The sequence below is a fragment of the Streptomyces sp. DvalAA-43 genome, assembly GCF_900091725.1.
GTDB classification, from domain to species: domain Bacteria; phylum Actinomycetota; class Actinomycetes; order Streptomycetales; family Streptomycetaceae; genus Streptomyces; species Streptomyces pulveraceus.
Genome location: NZ_FMBW01000044.1, coordinates 18017 through 34940 on the forward strand (window position 1 = coordinate 18017; position 16924 = coordinate 34940).

The following is a 16924-nucleotide window of genomic DNA, read 5'->3' on the forward strand; positions in this document are numbered from 1 at the left end:
TGTGATGACGCCGATGTCTGTGGCCGAGCCCGCCGGGTAGGCGTGCTGTGTCCTGATTCCCCACGGCCAGGAGGCCGCCATGCACGCTGCCGCGAAGCTTCTGCTCCCCGTCCTCCCCGAGCAGACGTCCGGTCCCGCCGCCCCGCCGTTCGACGCGCTCCCGGCCCTCGTGCCCGGCCCGCTGACGAGCGAGCAGCCGCTCGCCGACGCGATACCCCTCACCAGCGAGCCGCCGCTCGCCGACGCCACCCCCCTGACCAGCGAACCCCCGCTCGCCGTACACGCCCCGCTGACCAGCGAGCCGGCCGCGTCCGGCGGCACATGGGGCATGGAGTTCCCAGGAGTCTGAATGGGCTTGTCCCGGCTCGCCGCACTGCACGGCGTCGCCACCTCCTACTCCCCGTCCGCCGAGGTGACGGTGACCGTCCCCGACGACACGGTCGTCGCCGTGCTCGGCGCGCTCGGGGTGGACGCCACCACGCCCGAAGCGGTACGGGAATCGCTCGCCGCCGCCGAGTCCGCGGCCCGCTCCCGGCTGCTCCCGCCGACGCTGGTGGTGTGGACCGGTGAGCCGCTGCCCGCGCCCCTGACCGCCCTGCCGCCCGGCACCACGCTGGAGATCGCCCTCGAAGACCCCGCTCAGGCCCCGCCCCCACGGATGCGCGTTCCTGTCGACCGGCCGGATCCGGCCGTTTCGCCCTGGGGCGCCGCCGGGCGGACGGACCCGGCGGACGCGGAGGGGGCGGGAGCGCCCCCGCTCCCCGCCTGGTGGGCCGAGCCGCCGCTCGGGGTGCACCGGCTGGCCGTACGGGCGCCCGGCGGCCGGACCGCGACCGGCACGCTCGTCGTCGCCCCGCCCCGGGCACCCCGGCCGCCCGCCCGCGCCCACGGCTTCCTCGTCCAGCTCTACTCCCTGCTCTCCGCCCGCTCCTGGGGCATGGGCGACCTCGGGGACCTCGCCGACCTCGCCGCCTGGTCCGGGCGCACCCTCGGCGCCGGATTCGTCCAGGTCAACCCGCTGCACGCCGCCGTGCCCGGCCGCCCCACCGACCCGTCCCCGTACCGCCCCTCGTCGCGCCGCTTCCCCGACCCCGTGCATCTGCACATCGAGTCCATCCCCGAGTACGGGCACGTGCCGGACCGGGGCACCCTCGACGACCTGCGGCAGGACGCCGCGACGCTCAGCGACACCGTTCTCAACAAGGGCGCCCTGATCGACCGCGACGCCGTCTGGGACCTCAAGCGCCAGGCGCTCGAACTGGTCCGGCAGGTCCCCCTCACCCCCGGCCGCCGCGCCGCCTACTGCGACTTCCTGGCCGAGCAGGGGCAGGCCCTGGAGGACCACGCCCTGTGGTGCGCCCTCGCCGAGGTGCACGGCTCCGACTGGCACTCCTGGCCCGCCGGGCTGCGCGACCCCCGCTCCGAGGAGACCGCCCGCGCCCGCGGCGCGCTGCTGGACCGGGTCGACCTCCACTGCCGGCTCGCCTGGCTGACCGACGGCCAGCTCGCCGCCGCCCAGCGCGCCGCCCTCGACGCGGGCATGGCCGTCGGCATCGTCCACGACCTCGCCGTCGGCGTGCACCCCGGCGGCGCCGACGCCTGGGCCCAGCAGGACGCCTTCGCGCACGGCATGTCCGTCGGGGCGCCCCCGGACGCCTTCAACGCCCGCGGCCAGGACTGGGGCCTGCCCCCGTGGCGCCCGGACGTCCTCGCCGCCTCCGGCTACGCCCCGTACCGCGGACTGCTGCGCGGGCTCCTCGCCCACGCGGGCGCCCTGCGCATCGACCACGTCATGGGCCTGTTCCGGCTCTGGTGGGTGCCCGAGGGGCGCCCGCCCACCGAGGGCACCTATGTCACCCACGACGCCGAGGCGATGCTCGCCGTCCTCGTCCTGGAGGCGCACCGGGCCGGCGCGGTCGTCATGGGGGAGGACCTCGGCACGGTCGAGCCGGGGGTCCGCGAGGCGCTGGCCCGGCGCGGTGTGCTCGGCACCTCCGTCCTCTGGTTCGAGCGGGACTGGTCCGGCACCGGCCGCCCCCTGGCCCCCGAGGAGTGGCGCGAGGGCTGCCTCGCCACCGTCACCACACACGATCTGCCGTCCACCGCCGCCCGGCTGACCGGCGATCATGTGACGCTCCGCCACCGCCTCGGCCTGCTCACCCGCCCCCTCGACCAGGAGCTGACGGCCGACGCCGCCGACACCGCCGAGTGGCTGGGGTATCTCGCCAGGCTCGGGCTGCTCCCCGAGGGCGAGGGCGACGAGGAGGGCGCCGTCCGCGCCGCGCACCGCTTCCTGCTGCGCACCCCCGCCCGCCTGACCGGCGTCTGGCTGCCCGACGCGCTGGGCGACCGCCGCCCGCAGAACCTCCCCGGCACCTGGGACCAGTACCCCAACTGGCGCCTGCCCGTCGCCGACGCGGAGGGCCACCCGGTCACCCTGGAGGAACTGACCGCCGCACCCCGCCTGCACCGGCTGATGGAGGTCTTCCGGCCGCCCGGGGACCACCCGGAACCAGACCCCGGAACCCCTCCGCACGACCACCCGCACGCCCACCCGTGATCCCGCCCCGACCCCGTACGGCACCCCCGGGCGCGCGCCCCTCGCGGGCGTTCGCTACGTTTGCACCGTGGACAAGAAGAACGCTATGCGCGCCGGCGCCGTCGCGGCCGGAACGACGCTGATGATGCTGCTCATGTCGTCCCCCGCGCTCGCGCTCACCCGCGACGACGGTGACGACCCGGGGCCCGGCCTGAGCGCGATGGAGACCATCGGCCTCTACGTCGTGGCACCCATCGTCCTGTTCCTGGTCATCGCGGGCCTGGTCATGGTCCTGGACAAGTCCAAGAAGCAGGCCTAGGCCCCAACGGGTCCGAGAAGCAGGCCTCTGGGACCCGACAGGTCCGAGAAGCAGGTCCAGGACCCGCACGCTCGTCCCGGGTGCGCCGCAGGTACTCCCCGAGTACCGCGCGGCGCACACGCATGTCCGCGACCGGGCGCCCCGCCCCCGGCGCCGGGTAGGTTGCGGCCATGATCGAGTGGGACGTCAAGAAGCTCCGCATCCTGCGCACCCTGCGCGACCGGGGCACGGTCACCGCGACCGCGCAGGCCCTGCTGATGACGCCCTCCGCGGTCTCGCAGCAGCTCTCCAGCCTCTCCCGACAGCTCGGGGTGCCGCTCCTGGAGGCCCAGGGCCGGCGCGTCCGGCTCACCGACGCCGCGCACCTCGTGCTGCGCCACGCCGAGGCCGTCTTCGCCCAACTGGAGCGCGCCGACGCCGAGCTGACCGGCTATCTGCGCGGCGAGGCCGGCGAGGTGCGGATCGCGGCGTTCTCCACGGCCGTACCCGCCCTCGTCGTACCGGCGATCCAGCGGCTGCGCGCCGAGGACCGCCCGGGACCCGATGTGCGGGTGCGGGAGGCGGAGGCCGCGCAGGCGTACGAACTCCTGGTCACCGGTGACGTCGACCTCGCCCTCTCCCTCGCCGCGCACGCCCCGACCGCCCGCGACCCCCGGTTCGTGGTGCTGCCCCTGCTCGCGGACCCGCTGGACGTCGCCCTGCCCACGGACCACCGCCTCGCCGCCGCGCCCGCCCTCCGCCTGGCCGACCTCTCCGGCGACCGGTGGATCTTCGGCGGCTCCGGTCCCTGGTCGCAGATCACCACGGCGGCGTGCGAGGCCGCCGGATTCGTGCCCGAGCAGGCGCACAGCGCCTCCGGCTGGACGGCGATCCTGGCCATGGTCGAGGCGGGCATGGGGGTGGCGCTGATCCCGCGCATGGCGTCGGCGGAACGGAGCGGCCGGGGCGGCGTGGTGATGCGCGTCCTCGACGCCGACCAGCCGCGCCGCCATGTGGTGGCGGCGGTACGGCAGGGCGCCGAGCGGGGCCCCGCGGTGGCCAGGGTCCTCGCGGCGCTCACCGCGACGGCCGAATCGTTCACTTCAACTGAATAAACCGTGCGAAAACTTTCGATGGACCTGATGGGTCATGGACCGTGACAGTGGGTGCATGACCTTCGACCAGAATGAGAACCACCACGAGGACCCCCACGCCAACGACGCGGCCCCGTACGGCGGTGGTGACCCGTACGCCGACTACCGCACCACCGACCTGCCCTTCACCGAGCTCGTCGACCTCGCCGACCGCCGCCTCGGCGCGGGCGTGATCGCCGCCAACGACGAGTTCTTCGCCCAGCGCGAGAACCTCCTGGTCCGGGAGCGCGCGGCCTTCGACCCCGAGCACTTCGGCCACAAGGGCAAGATCATGGACGGCTGGGAGACCCGCCGTCGGCGCGGCGCCGACGCCGAACACCCCTTCCCGGCCCCCGACGAGCACGACTGGGCCCTGATCCGGCTCGGCGCCCCCGGCATCATCCGCGGCATCGTCGTCGACACGGCCCACTTCCGCGGCAACTACCCGCAGCGCGTCTCGATCCAGGCCACCGCCGTCCAGGGCTCGCCCAGCCCCGCCGACCTCCTCGCCGACGACGTGAAGTGGGAGGAGATCATCCCGCCGACCCCCGTACGCGGCCACGCCGCCAACGGCTTCGAGATCACCGGCGGCCGCCGCTACACCCACGTACGCCTGTGCCAGCACCCCGACGGCGGCATCGCCCGCCTCCGCGTCCACGGCGAGGTCCTCCCCGACCCGTCCTGGCTCGCCACGCTCGGCACGTTCGACCTGATCTCGGTGCTGAACGGCGGCAGCTACGAGGACGCCTCGGACCGCTTCTACTCCTCGCCGACCCAGATCATCCTGCCCGGCACCTCCCGCAAGATGGACGACGGCTGGGAGAACCGCCGCCGCCGGGTCCGCGACACCAACGACTGGGTCCGCTTCCGCCTCCCCGCCCAGGGCGCGGTCCGCGCGGTCGAGATCGACACCGCCTACCTCAAGGGCAACGCGGCCGGCTGGATCGCCCTCCAGGGCCGCAACGGCGAGACCGGCGAGTGGTTCGAGATCATCCCCCGCACCAGGCTCCAGCCGGACACCCCGCACCGCTTCCCGCTCCGCGCCCAGGCGATCGTCACCCACGTCCGCCTCGACGCCTTCCCGGACGGCGGCGTCGCCCGTATGCGCCTGCACGGCAGCCTGACCGAGACCGGCGCCGCCGAGCTGGCCCGCCGCTACGAGGAGTCCGGCGCCTGACCGGACCCCGGGCCCTCCCCGCTCCCGCCCGTCGGACGGCTGCGCGTCCGCGCCCGCCCGACGGGCGGGTCTCCAGCGCTCGGGCCGTCCGGCACACGCATACGGGAAGGGGCGCCCCCGGGGGAGGCGCCCCTTCCTGTCGCACCGGTCAGTGCGTCACACCGTGGCCGCCGCCGCGTCCGCGGCCTGGGCCTTCAGGGCGCGCTCGACACCCGAACGGGACTCCGACACCAGCCGGCGCAGGGCCGCGCCCGGCTCCGCCGCCGACAGCCAGGCGTCCGTGGCGTCCAGCGTGGCCTGCGAGACCTGGAGGGTCGGGTAGAGGCCGATCGCGACCTGCTGCGCCATCTCGTGGCTGCGCGAGTCCCAGACACCCCTGACCGCGGCGAAGAACTTCTCCGCGTACGGGGCCAGCAGTTCGCGCTGGTCGGTCTGGACGAAGCCGGAGATGACCGCCTCCTGGAGGGAGTTCGGCAGCGTGTCGGACTCGACGACCGAGGCCCACGCCTCCGCCTTCGCCTCCTCGGTGGGGCGGGCCGCCCGCGCGGTCGCCGCGTGGCGCTCGCCCGCCGCCGTCCTGTCGCGCTCGTACTCGGCGGCGATCTCGTCCTCCTCGAGGAGACCGGCGGCGGCGAGCCGCTCGACGAACGCCCAGCGCAGCTCCGTGTCGACGGCCAGGCCCTCGACCGTCTCCTTGCCGTCGAGCAGCGACTGGAGCAGGTCCGTCTGCTGCGGGGTGCGGGCCGTCGCCGCGAAGGCGCGGGCCCAGGCCAGCTGGTGGTCGCTGCCCGGCTCCGCCGCGCGCAGGTGCGCGAGGGTGGCCTCGGTCCACTGGGTCAGCCCGGCCTCGCGCCACTCCGGCGCCGCGTACAGGTCGAGCGCCAGCTTCACCTGGTGGTGCAGCGACTGGACGACGCCGATGTCCGTCTCCTTGCCGATGCCGGCGAGCACCAGGGCGAGGTAGTCGCGGGCCGCCAGCTCGCCGTCGCGGGTCATGTCCCAGGCCGAGGCCCAGCACAGGGCGCGGGGGAGGGACTCCGTGAAGTCGCCGAGGTGCTCGGTGACGACGCGCAGCGACTCCTCGTCGAGCCGGACCTTCGCGTACGAGAGGTCGTCGTCGTTGAGCAGGATCACGGCGGGGCGGGCGGTACCGGCCGGGAACGGCACGGTCGTGTGCGTGCCGTCGACGTCCAGCTCGATGCGGTCCGTACGGACCAGCTTGCCGGCCGTGTCGAGGTCGTAGCAGCCGATCGCGATGCGGTGCGGCCGCAGCGTCGGTTCGCCCTTCGCACCGGCGGGGAGGGCCGGGGCCTCCTGGAGCACGGTGAACGAGGTGACGTGGCCGTTCCCGTCCGTCTCGATCTCCGGGCGCAGGATGTTGATGCCGGCCGTCTCCAGCCACGCCTTCGACCAGGTCTTCAGATCGCGGCCGGAGGTCTCCTCCAGGGCGCCCAGCAGGTCGGACAGCCGGGTGTTGCCGAACGCGTGCGCCTTGAAGTACGCCTGGACGCCCTTGAAGAACGCGTCCATGCCGACGTACGCCACCAGCTGCTTCAGGACCGAGGCGCCCTTGGCGTAGGTGATCCCGTCGAAGTTGACCAGCACGTCGTCCAGATCACGGATGTCCGCCATGATCGGGTGCGTGGACGGCAGCTGGTCCTGGCGGTAGGCCCAGGTCTTCTCGACGTTGGCGAACGTGGTCCAGGAGTTCGGCCACTTCGAGCCCTCGGCGTACGCCTGGCAGGCGACCGAGGTGTACGTGGCGAACGACTCGTTCAGCCACAGGTCGTTCCACCACTCCATGGTGACGAGGTCGCCGAACCACATGTGCGCCAGCTCGTGCAGGATGGTCTCCGCACGCCGCTCGTACGCCGCGTCCGTCACCTTCGAGCGGAACACGTACTGGTCGCGGATGGTGACCGCGCCCGCGTTCTCCATCGCACCGGCGTTGAACTCCGGGACGAACAGCTGGTCGTACTTGGCGAACGGGTAGTCGTAGTCGAACTTCTCCTGGAACCAGTCGAAGCCCTGCCGGGTGACGTCGAAGATCGCGTCCGCGTCGAGGAACTCGGCCAGCGACGGACGGCAGTAGATGCCGAGCGGGACGGACTGGCCGTCCTTCTCGTAGCTGCTGTGCACCGAGTGGTACGGGCCGACGATCAGGGCCGTGATGTACGACGAGATGCGGGGCGTCGGCTCGAAGGACCAGACGTCGTCCCGGGGCTCGGGCGTCGGCGAGTTCGAGATGACCGTCCAGCCCGCCGGCGCCTTCACGGTGAACCGGAACGTCGCCTTCAGGTCCGGCTGCTCGAAGCTGGCGAAGACCCGGCGCGCGTCCGGCACCTCGAACTGGGTGTAGAGGTACGCCTGCTGGTCGACCGGGTCGACGAAGCGGTGCAGGCCCTCGCCCGTGTTGGTGTACGCGCAGTCGGCGACGACCTTCAGCTCGTTGGAGCCCGCGACCAGGTGCGGGAGCGCGATGCGCGAGTCGCGGAAGACGGCCGCGACGTCCAGCGCCTTGCCGTTCAGCTCGACCTCGTGCACGGCGGGGGCGATCAGGTCGATGAAGGTCTCCGCACCGGCTTCGGCGGAGTCGAAGCGCACGGTGGTCACGGACCGGTAGGTGCCGCCCTCCTGCGCTCCGGAGAGGTCGAGATCGATCTCGTACGCGTCCACGGTCAGCAGGCGCGCCCGCTCCTGTGCCTCTTCGCGGGTCAGATTCGTGCCAGGCACGCGGTCATCTCCTTGGTATGCGATGTTTTCCGGTCATCCTTCCACGTCATCCGCTCCGGCGGGGGTCCCGGGCGGCGGTGGCCGGAAGCGTACGAAAGGGCGGCCACCGCACCCCGGTGGCCGCCCTTTCCGTTTCCGTGTCCGTCCGGCGTCAGCCGTTCAGCTCCGCCGCGACCAGCTCCGCGATCTGCACCGCGTTCAGCGCCGCGCCCTTGCGCAGGTTGTCGCCGGAGACGAAGAGCGCGAGGCCGTTCTCCACGGTCTCGTCGGCCCGGATCCGGCCGACGAACGAGACGTCCTCGCCCGCCGCCTGGAGCGGCGTGGGGATCTCGGAGATCTCGACGCCGGGCGCGTCCTTCAGCAGCTCGTAAGCGCGCTCGACGCCGAGCGGGCGGGCGAAACGGGCGTTGATCTGGAGCGAGTGACCGGTGAAGACCGGCACCCGGACGCAGGTGCCGGACACCTTCAGCTCCGGGATCTCCAGGATCTTGCGGGACTCGTTGCGGAGCTTCTGCTCCTCGTCGGTCTCGAAGGAGCCGTCGTCCACGATCGAACCGGCCAGCGGCAGCACGTTGAAGGCGATCGGACGCTTGTAGACGCCCGGCTCGGGGAACTCGACGGCCCCGCCGTCGTGGGTGAGCTTGTCGGCGTCGGCGACGACCTTGGACGCCTGGCCGTGCAGCTCGGCGACACCGGCCAGTCCGGAGCCGGACACCGCCTGGTAGCTGGCGACGACCAGGGCTTCGAGCCCGGCCTCGTCGTGCAGCGGGCGCAGCACGGGCATGGCGGCCATCGTGGTGCAGTTCGGGTTGGCGATGATGCCCTTGGGCCGGTCGGCGATCGCGTGCGGGTTGACCTCGGAGACGACGAGCGGGACCTCGGGGTCCCTGCGCCAGGCGGAGGAGTTGTCGATCACGACGGCGCCCTGCGAGGCGACCTTCTCGGCGAGCGCCTTCGACGTCGCGCCACCGGCCGAGAACAGCACGATGTCCAGCCCGGTGTAGTCGGCCGTCGAGGCGTCCTCGACGGTGATCTCCCGGCCCTGCCACTCGATCGTCGAGCCCGCGGAGCGCGCGGAGGCGAACAGCCGCAGCTCGTCGGCCGGGAACTTCCGCTCGGCCAGGATGCTGCGCATGACTGTGCCGACCTGACCGGTGGCGCCGACGATTCCGACCTTCACAGGGACTCCTTCGAACAGTACGAACTGAGACGGTTGCCGCTCCATGATGCGTATGTCCACGGCTTTCTTGTCCAATCCATTGTCCGCGGTACGGACAGTGCCCGCCCGGCCGGACACATGGCGGTGGGGCGGGAGCTCCGTCGAGCGCCCGCCCCACCGCCGTACCTGTCGTACGGATCACATGGTGGCCGTTACGGCGTGACCTTCTCGATCACGACGCTGCCGGTGCCCGCGGCGGTGCCGCGGCCGTTCACCAGGTGCACCTCGCCGAAGAACTGCCGGCCCTCGGGGGCCGCCCCGGCGACCGAGACCGCGGCGGTGATCTGGGCGGAGGCGCCGTTGGCCAGGTTCACGGCCTTCGACTCGTCGACCTTGATCGTGCCGAGCGACGGTGCGTAGTACACGTCGCGGTAGTCGTACGTGGTGGTCCCGGCCGGGACGTCGTAGCCGTCGATCACGACGGTGTACGTACCGGCGGCGGGCTTCGCCAGGCTGACCGACTCCTCGGAACCGGCCGTGGTGGACTTGCCCACCTCGGCGTCGCCCCGGTAGACGTACAGGTCCAGGTCGGCGTTGGCGTCCGACGTACCGCCGATCGCGACGTCCAGCTTCTCGACGCCCTCACCGATGGTGACCGTGTACTGCTGCTCGTCGCCCGTCTTGATCGACGGCTTGTCGACCTTGGCCGAGCCCAGCGAGCCGCCCTTGAGCGAGCCGGCCAGGTCACCGGCGTTGTTGGTGGCCTTCCAGGTCACCGACGCGGGGGTGCCGATCTTCGCCTCGGCGATGGTCTGCACCGCCGGGTCGAAGGTGGCGCCGAGCAGCGAGACATCCAGCTTGTACGGGTTGTCCAGCAGCGGCGACGTACGGCGTGCCTCGACCTCGATCTCCCAGACGCCCGGCTGCGGGTCCTTGTAGGAGCGCACGTCGGGGCGGCAGGTGTTGGTCGGGTTCTCGTAGTTCGGGTAGCAGAAGATCGTGGAGCTGTCCTCCATCTGCACCCCGTACGGGTGGATCGAGATGAAGCGGGTCTGGCTGCCCGAGCGCAGCGCGCTCATCGCGACCTCAAGGGTCTTGGCGCCCTCCGGGACGGTCAGGAAGTACGACTTGCTGCTGTTGCGCTGCACCGAGTCGGACGCCTTGAACGCGTAGGCGGGCTTCACCAGCTTCGTGGAGACGACGACCGTGGTGAGGATCTGCTGGTCCACACCGGAGGTCTTGCTGTCGTCCACCTTCAGGATCGCGCTGTGCACACCCGCGCTGCCCGGCTTCGCCTGGACCTTGACGGTCACGGGCTTGTCCAGCGGCAGGGCGACGGTGGCCGGGCCGACCAGCTTGAAGGTGCCGTCGTTGTTCTTCCACGACAGCTTGTGCTTGACGGCCTTGTCCGGGCCCGTGGTGCGGGTGACCGTGACGTCGTACGTCTTCGTCTGGCCGGCCTTGAGACCGCCCTCGCGGTCGTACAGGCCGGTGCCGAAGCCGGGGGTCTTCAGCGCGAAGTCGATCGCGGTGTCGACCGGGGCCTTCACCGAGTACTCGTGCGCCGGGGCGCCCTGCTTCTCGATCTGCTTCCAGGCGCCGACGATGTCGATCAGACCGGAGCCCTGGGCGTGCGCGGGCACGTCCTTGATGTGGGTGGCGGTGCTGGTCAGTGCGGTGCGCAGATCGGCGGGCGGCAGCTCGATGTGCTTCTGCTTCGCGGCCGACAGCAGCAGCGCGGTCGCGCCCGCGGCCTGCGGAGAGGCCATCGAGGTGCCCTGGAGCATGGAGTAGCCGGCCGGCAGGTCGTAGCCGGACTCCTTGACCGGGCCGCCCGGCAGCCAGGTCTGGGTGGTGTTGATGGCCGCACCCGGGGCCGTCAGGATCGGCGCGAAGCCGCCGTCCTCACGCGGACCGCGCGAGGAGAAGGGCAGCATGTCGTACTTCTTGGTGACGTTCGAGCCGTAGTTGGCGGCCCAGGTCTCCTTGGAGATCGACGCGCCGACGGAGATGACGTGGTCGGCGAGGCCGGGGTCACCGATGGTGTTGACACCCGGGCCGTCGTTGCCGGCCGAGATGACCAGCTGGACGCCGTAGATGTCGATGAGCCGCTTGTAGAGCTCGGAACGGGCGTTGTTGCCGTCGTTCAGCGGCGGCAGGCCGCCGATCGACATGTTGACGACATCGACGCCGCGGTTCACGACGAGGTCGATCATGCCCTCGGTGAGCGCGATGTTGGTGCAGCCGCCGTCCCAGGTGCAGGCACGCGAGGAGACGATCTTGGCGCCGGGCGCGGCGCCGTTCATCTTGCCGCCGAACAGGCCGTTCGCGGCGGTGATGCCCGCGACGTGGGTGCCGTGCTCGCTCTCGATGACGCCGATGTTGACGTAGTCGGAGGTGTCACCGGCGGCGTTGTAGACGACGTTCTTGCGCGACTCGACGGTGAACGGGATGCGCTCGGCGACGTCGGTCCGCGGGTCGTCCTTGCCGAAGTAGGAGACCTGGTGCTTCTCCTTGTACGGCTTCAGGGCGGTGTCGTTGGTGAAGTCGGCGTCGTCGTTCAGGTCGACGCGGACGGCTCCGGTGACCGGGTCGTAGAGCACGGCCCACACATCGGTGGTGTCGCCGTCCCGGTTCAGGTCGCCCTTCATGTCGCCGCCCTTGGTGGCGGCCTCGGCGAACAGCTTGATCCGGTAGTCGCCCTTGGGCGCCTTGTACGTTCGGCCCTTGTACGTGAACGTCGGGCCGGTCACGGCGTCCGTCATCCGCAGCCAGGTGCCGTCGCCGTCACTGACCGGGTCGGTCGCGGTCACCCAGTCGACGATCTTGCGGGCGCCGGTGGAGGTCTTCTGCAGCGCCGGGTGGCCGAGGTCGACACCCGAGTCGAGGATGCCGATGGTCACCCCGCGGCCGTCGGCCTTCGGGTGCTGCTGGACGAAGTCGACCGCGCCCGTCTCGAAGGACGGGTTGTACGGGTTCTTCGCCGGGGTCTTCTTGCCGGGCGCCGGGTAGGAGCCGGTCGACCTGGCCTTGGTCTTGGCACCGGCCGCCCGGTCGGCGGCGGGCGTCGGGTCGTCCAGCTTGATCTCCTGCTTGAGATCGATGCCGTGGACGGACGACAGCCTGGAGGCCGCCTTGATGGTCGCCTCGGCGGTCGCGGTGGGCACGGTGGCCCGTACGTAGCCGAGCTTGTCGTACGCACGTCCCAGCACCGAGCCCTTGACGGCGCTCAGCTGCTTGGTGACCTGCGCGGTCGCACCGGGAGCGGTGGCGACCATCATCGTGATGTTCTTCTCGCCCTCGGCCTGGGCCTTGGCCAGAAGCTGCTCGTCGTTGGTGCCGAGCTTGTCGGCCGTGGCGTCCTTGGCGGTGGACTTGACCGGAGCCGGGGCAGGAGTGTCGTCGGCGAAGACGGGGGCGGCGCCGGTGGCGGCCAGCGCGGCCACCAGGCCGGCGGCAGCCGCGACCCGGGCCGCGCGTCTCGCCCCGGGTATGGAACTGGAGGACTCGGTGGTCATCAGCATCCCTGGATATGAAAGAGAGAGTCCGGAATTCGGTACCGGATGACCGCTCACCCTTTCGTAAATGACAGGGGTTTGTGGAGAGTTGAAGGGGACTGGATGTGGACATGGCGGACTTCCGCCACCGGGGGCGATGTGCCACCGGGGATGAAGCGGAGGATAAGTGACGCCCGTGACGTTCATGACGCCCGTGATATCCGTGATGTCCGTGACGTTCATGGCGCCCGTGAGGCCCGTGAGTCCCACGGGCATCCGTGAGGTCCATGACGTCCGTGGCCGGATCCGTCGCTCTCAGCGGGGCAGGACCGTCACATACGCCGCCGGTTCGCGGTCGGCCGCCGCCATCAGCGCCGTACGCACCACGACCGCCTGCTGCTCGCTCGCGTCGCGGAGCCCCCTCGGCGCGAGGCGGACGACGGTGACACCGAGCCGCTCCAGATGCTCCCGCTCCGCGGCGTACCCGGGCCGCCCGGCCTCGTGCTCCTCCCGGCGCCCGCCGCCGTCGGGCCCGCCGTGCAGCGGCGCCCTGGCGTCGAGCTCCACGGCCACCGCCTGCTCGGGCCAGTAGGCGTCCACGCCGCCGAGGCAGGGACCGCCGGGCAGCCTCAGATCCACGTTCCACAGCGGCTCCGGCAGGCCGTACGTCCGCACCATGTCGTACAGCCGGCCCTCCGCCACCGCCCGCCCCTCGGCGAGGAACGAATCGACGGCCCGCACCACCTGTGGCAGGCCCAGCAGCTTGGCGCGGCTCAACTCGCGTACGACGGTGGCCGGTTCGCAGTACCCGCCGCGCACCGCCTCGATGAGCAGCCCGCGTACGGCCAGGGGGTCCGTGAGCCCGGCGACCGCGTCCGCGAGCGCCCGCTCCACGGGGGCCACCGGCAGGCCGTCCACCTGCTCGGCGCGGGGCGTTCCGGGGGAGCGCACCAGCCGGACGTACCCGACCGAGCGCAGTCGCCGGGTGCGCGGCACCAGTACGTCGATGCCGGCCGCCGACGTGGGCGGCGCGGCGGCGAACCCGTACAGGGCGAGCGCGGAGAGCCCGGTGATCATGGCCTCGCCGTACCCGGACTCCGGGCCGGTCTCCCGTTCCGGCTGGGCCGGCACGCCCCGGCGGCCGGAGGCCGGTGCCCGGCCGGCGTACAGCAGGGCGGAGCGCAGCCGCTCCTCACCGGTCGGCGGCTCCGGGTGCAGGACGTACACACCGGGCAGCGGCTGCTGCCACGGCCCCCCGGCCCGGCAGTGCGCGGCGGCCGCCGCGGCGGACACGCCCCGCGCCCTCAACTGTGCGGTGGACAGCACGCGTTGACGGATGTCGCCGGTGAGACGGGGGTGGCAGGGGGAGGGCGGGGAGAGCGGGGTGTTCTGGGTCATGTTCCGGGGTATCCCGCATGCCGTCGCGGAGCTAACCCTTGTTACACGCTCGTCGACAATTCAGGACAACGCCGTCCTAAAGTACGCACGTTCGACGACCGAAAAGGCCCGTCTCCGCCACCTTCCGCCAAGGCCGAACGAGCCGGGGCGGCGTGGGGGCGGGAACGGCGCGGGGGCAGCGCAGGGACGAGGCGGGGACAGCGCGGAGGCGGTGCAGGGACGACGCGGAGGCGGCGCCGGGACCACCGGCCCCGGCCACCGCCACCGCTCCCTCCTCCGTCCCTGTCCCCGCCCCGCGCCCGTGTCAGATCCCGGCCGCGGCCTCCGCCGCGCCCGCGCCCGCGTCGCACGTCTGCGCCCGCAGCGCCCGCGCCAGTTCGTCCCGGGCCTCCAGCACCAGCCTGCGCAGCGCCGGCGCCGCGTCCTCGTGGGCGGTCAGCCACGCGTCCGTCGCGGCCAGCGTCGACGGGTCGTCCTGAAGGGCCGGGAACAGGCCCCGCACCACGGCCATCCCGATCTGGATCGACCGCTCGGCCCAGACCCGCTCGATCGCCTCGAAGTACGTGTCCGTGTACGGCGCCAGCAGCTCCCGCTGCGACGACTGGGCGAAGCCCGCGATCGTCGCCTCCACCAGGGCGTTGGACAGCGCCTCCGACTCCACGACGCCCGCCCAGGCCTGCGCCTTCACCGCGGCGGAGGGCCGCGAGGCCAGGCACCGCACCTGGTGCCGCTTGCCGGACGCCGTGTCGTCGCGGGCCAGCTCGGCGTCGATCACCGACTCGTCGGCCACGCCGTGCGAGGCCAGCGGGGACAGGAACGCCCACCGCAGCTCCTGGTCGACATCGAGCCCGTCGATCCGGGCCGTGCCGTCCAGCAGCCCGGACAGCAGCTGGAAGTCCGTGTCCGCATCGGCCACCGCCGCGAAGAACCGCGCCCACGCCAGCTGGTGCTCGCCGCCCGGCTCGGCGACCCGCAGCTCCCGCAGCGCGCCCTCGGACAGTGCCCGGCCGCCCTCCTTGCGCCACTCGGGCGCCGCGTACTGCACGAGCGCGATCTGGACCCAGGTGTGCAGCATCTGCAGCACGCCGATCTCGGTCTCCCGGCCCGCGAAGTCCAGGAAGAGGGAGACGAAGTCGCGGGCCGGCATCAGCCCGTCCCGGGTCAGGCTCCACAGCGCCGACCAGCACAGCGCACGGGCGAGCGGGTCCGTGATGTCGCCGAGGTGGGCCCGCAGCGTGGCCAGCGACACCTCGTCGAAGCGGACCTTGCAGTACGTGAGGTCGTCGTCGTTGACCAGGATCAGCTCGGGCCGCTCGGCCCCCGCCAGCTCCTCGATCACCGTGCGCGGCCCCGCCACGTCCGCCTCGGCGCGCGCGTAGCGCACCAGGTCTCCGTCGGGGGTGCGCCGGTACAGGCCGACCGCGACCCGGTGCGGCCGCAGCTCCGGGTAGGACTCGGCCGCCTCCTGGAGGACCGCCAGCTCCGTGATCCGGTCCGCCGCGTCGTACGTCACGACCGGCGTCAGCGAGTTGACGCCCGCGGTCTGCAGCCACGACCGCGACCAGGCGGTCATGTCGCGCCCGGACGTCTCGGCCAGCACGGACAGCAGATCGCCCAGCTGCGTATTGCCGTAGGCGTGCTTCTTGAAGTAGCGCCGGGCGCCCTCCAGGAACGCCTCCCGTCCCGCGTACGCCACCAGCTGCTTCAGGACCGAGGCGCCCTTGGCGTAGGTGATGCCGTCGAAGTTGAGCTTGGCGTCCTCCAGGTCACGGATGTCGGCCGTGACCGGGTGTGTGGACGGCAGCTGGTCGGCGCGGTACGCCCAGGCCTTGCGGTTGTTGGCGAAGGTGATCCAGCCGTCCTCGAACCGGGTCGACTCGACCATCGCGAAGACACCCATGAAGTCGGCGAAGGACTCCTTCAGCCACAGGTCGTCCCACCACTGCATGGTGACGAGGTCGCCGAACCACATGTGCGCCATCTCGTGCAGGATGACGTTGGCACGGCTCTCGTAGGCGGCCTGCGTCACCTTGCCGCGGAAGATGTACTCCTCGCGGAACGTGACACAGCCCGGGTTCTCCATCGCGCCGAGGTTGTACTCGGGCACGAACGCCTGGTCGTACTTGCCGAACGGGTACGGGTAGTCGAAGTTGTCGTGGAAGAAGTCCAGGCCCTGCTTGGTGATCAGGAAGAGGTCGTCCGCGTCGAAGTGCCGGGCGAGCCCCTTGCGGCACATCGCGCCGAGCGGGATCTCCAGCGTCGTGCCGTCCTCGAACGTACGGCTGTAGGAGTCCGTCACGTAGTGGTACGGACCGGCGACGACCGCCGTGATGTACGTGGAGATCGGCTTCGTCTCGGCGAACCGCCAGACCCCGCCGTCCCGGGACTCCTCCGCCCCGTTGCTCCAGACCGTCCAGCCCTCGGGCGCCGTCACCTGGAAGCGGAAGGGGGCCTTCAGATCGGGCTGCTCGAAGTTGGTGAAGACGCGCCGCGAGTCGGCCGGCTCGTACTGCGTGTAGAGGTAGACCTCGCCGTCCTCCGGGTCGACGAAGCGGTGCATGCCCTCGCCGGTCCGGCTGTACGCGCACTGCGCGTCGACCACCAGGACGTTCTCGCCCTCCGGCAGCGCGTCCAGCGCCACCCGCGTGCCGTCGAATACGGCGGCGGGGTCGAGCGGCCGGCCGTTCAGCGTCACCGCGGTCACGGCCGGTGCCACCAGATCCGCGAAGGTCGACGCCCCCGCCCGCGCGTTGCGGAACCGGATCGTCGTCACCGAGCGGAAGGTCCGTGGACCGGCGGCGGCGTCCCCGTCCCCGTCGGGCCCACCGACGGCGGAACGAAGATCGAGTTCGACCTCGTAACCGTCGACGGTCAGCAGCTCGGCCCTTGCGCGGGCCTCGTCGCGCGACAGGTTCTCACCGGGCACGGGCACACTCCTTTGTGTCACGTTCGAATAGTTTGATCCTCCCATGCCACCACTCGGCCCGGCA

Annotated in this window: 10 protein-coding genes; 5 read left to right on the top strand and 5 right to left on the bottom strand. The window is 72.0% G+C overall.

The features are described from left to right. Nucleotides 1–79: 79 nt before the first annotated feature. The 5 genes from GA0115234_RS16850 (at nucleotide 80) to alc (ending at nucleotide 5147) form a co-directional block, all read left to right on the top strand. Nucleotides 80–349 (top strand): hypothetical protein, encoded by a 270-nt coding sequence (locus GA0115234_RS16850; protein WP_093542470.1) that lies wholly within the window; start codon nucleotides 80–82, stop codon nucleotides 347–349. Next, nucleotides 350–2560 carry a 4-alpha-glucanotransferase gene (gene malQ / locus GA0115234_RS16855; RefSeq protein WP_093542472.1) on the top strand — a complete coding sequence of 737 codons (2211 nt, stop codon included), beginning with the start codon at nucleotides 350–352 and terminating at the stop codon, nucleotides 2558–2560. A gap of 85 nt (nucleotides 2561–2645) precedes the next feature. Continuing rightward, nucleotides 2646–2858 carry a hypothetical protein gene (locus GA0115234_RS16860; protein WP_093542474.1) on the top strand — a complete coding sequence of 71 codons (213 nt, stop codon included), beginning with the start codon at nucleotides 2646–2648 and terminating at the stop codon, nucleotides 2856–2858. A gap of 170 nt (nucleotides 2859–3028) precedes the next feature. Next, nucleotides 3029–3952, top strand: a complete 924-nt coding sequence (locus GA0115234_RS16865; protein WP_093542476.1) for a LysR family transcriptional regulator — start codon at nucleotides 3029–3031, stop codon at nucleotides 3950–3952. A gap of 55 nt (nucleotides 3953–4007) precedes the next feature. Then, nucleotides 4008–5147, top strand: coding sequence for an allantoicase (gene alc, locus GA0115234_RS16870; RefSeq protein WP_093542478.1), 1140 nt, complete (start codon nucleotides 4008–4010; stop codon nucleotides 5145–5147). Nucleotides 5148–5303: 156 nt separating this feature from the next. Here the strand turns inward: alc and pepN (GA0115234_RS16875) are convergent, their stop codons facing one another. From pepN (GA0115234_RS16875) to pepN (GA0115234_RS16895), 5 genes are all read right to left on the bottom strand, one after another. Further along, complete coding sequence (gene pepN, locus GA0115234_RS16875) at nucleotides 5304–7880, bottom strand: aminopeptidase N (RefSeq protein WP_093542480.1); 2577 nt, start codon at nucleotides 7878–7880, stop codon at nucleotides 5304–5306. Between the two features lie 151 nt (nucleotides 7881–8031). Beyond that, nucleotides 8032–9060, bottom strand: a complete 1029-nt coding sequence (locus tag GA0115234_RS16880) for an aspartate-semialdehyde dehydrogenase (RefSeq protein ID WP_093542482.1) — start codon at nucleotides 9058–9060, stop codon at nucleotides 8032–8034. 191 nt (nucleotides 9061–9251) lie between these two features. Further along, on the bottom strand, nucleotides 9252–12563 hold the full coding sequence (locus GA0115234_RS16885) for a S8 family serine peptidase (RefSeq protein ID WP_176729185.1): 3312 nt from the start codon (nucleotides 12561–12563) through the stop codon (nucleotides 9252–9254). A gap of 288 nt (nucleotides 12564–12851) precedes the next feature. Then, nucleotides 12852–13934 carry a hypothetical protein gene (locus GA0115234_RS16890; RefSeq protein WP_093542484.1) on the bottom strand — a complete coding sequence of 361 codons (1083 nt, stop codon included), beginning with the start codon at nucleotides 13932–13934 and terminating at the stop codon, nucleotides 12852–12854. A 304-nt stretch (nucleotides 13935–14238) separates the two neighbouring features. Further along, on the bottom strand, nucleotides 14239–16860 hold the full coding sequence (gene pepN, locus GA0115234_RS16895; RefSeq protein WP_093542486.1) for an aminopeptidase N: 2622 nt from the start codon (nucleotides 16858–16860) through the stop codon (nucleotides 14239–14241). Nucleotides 16861–16924 lie beyond the last annotated feature (64 nt).

Bases quoted from the DNA above. Each gene is read 5' to 3' on its own strand.
- malQ (WP_093542472.1), top strand. From the start codon at position 350: ATGGGCTTGTCCCGGCTCGCCGCACTGCACGGCGTCGCCACCTCCTAC.
- GA0115234_RS16850 (WP_093542470.1), top strand. From the start codon at position 80: ATGCACGCTGCCGCGAAGCTTCTGCTCCCCGTCCTCCCCGAGCAGACG.
- GA0115234_RS16885 (WP_176729185.1), bottom strand. From the start codon at position 12,563: ATGCTGATGACCACCGAGTCCTCCAGTTCCATACCCGGGGCGAGACGC.
- alc (WP_093542478.1), top strand. From the start codon at position 4,008: ATGACCTTCGACCAGAATGAGAACCACCACGAGGACCCCCACGCCAAC.
- GA0115234_RS16890 (WP_093542484.1), bottom strand. From the start codon at position 13,934: ATGACCCAGAACACCCCGCTCTCCCCGCCCTCCCCCTGCCACCCCCGT.
- GA0115234_RS16860 (WP_093542474.1), top strand. From the start codon at position 2,646: ATGCGCGCCGGCGCCGTCGCGGCCGGAACGACGCTGATGATGCTGCTC.
- GA0115234_RS16865 (WP_093542476.1), top strand. From the start codon at position 3,029: ATGATCGAGTGGGACGTCAAGAAGCTCCGCATCCTGCGCACCCTGCGC.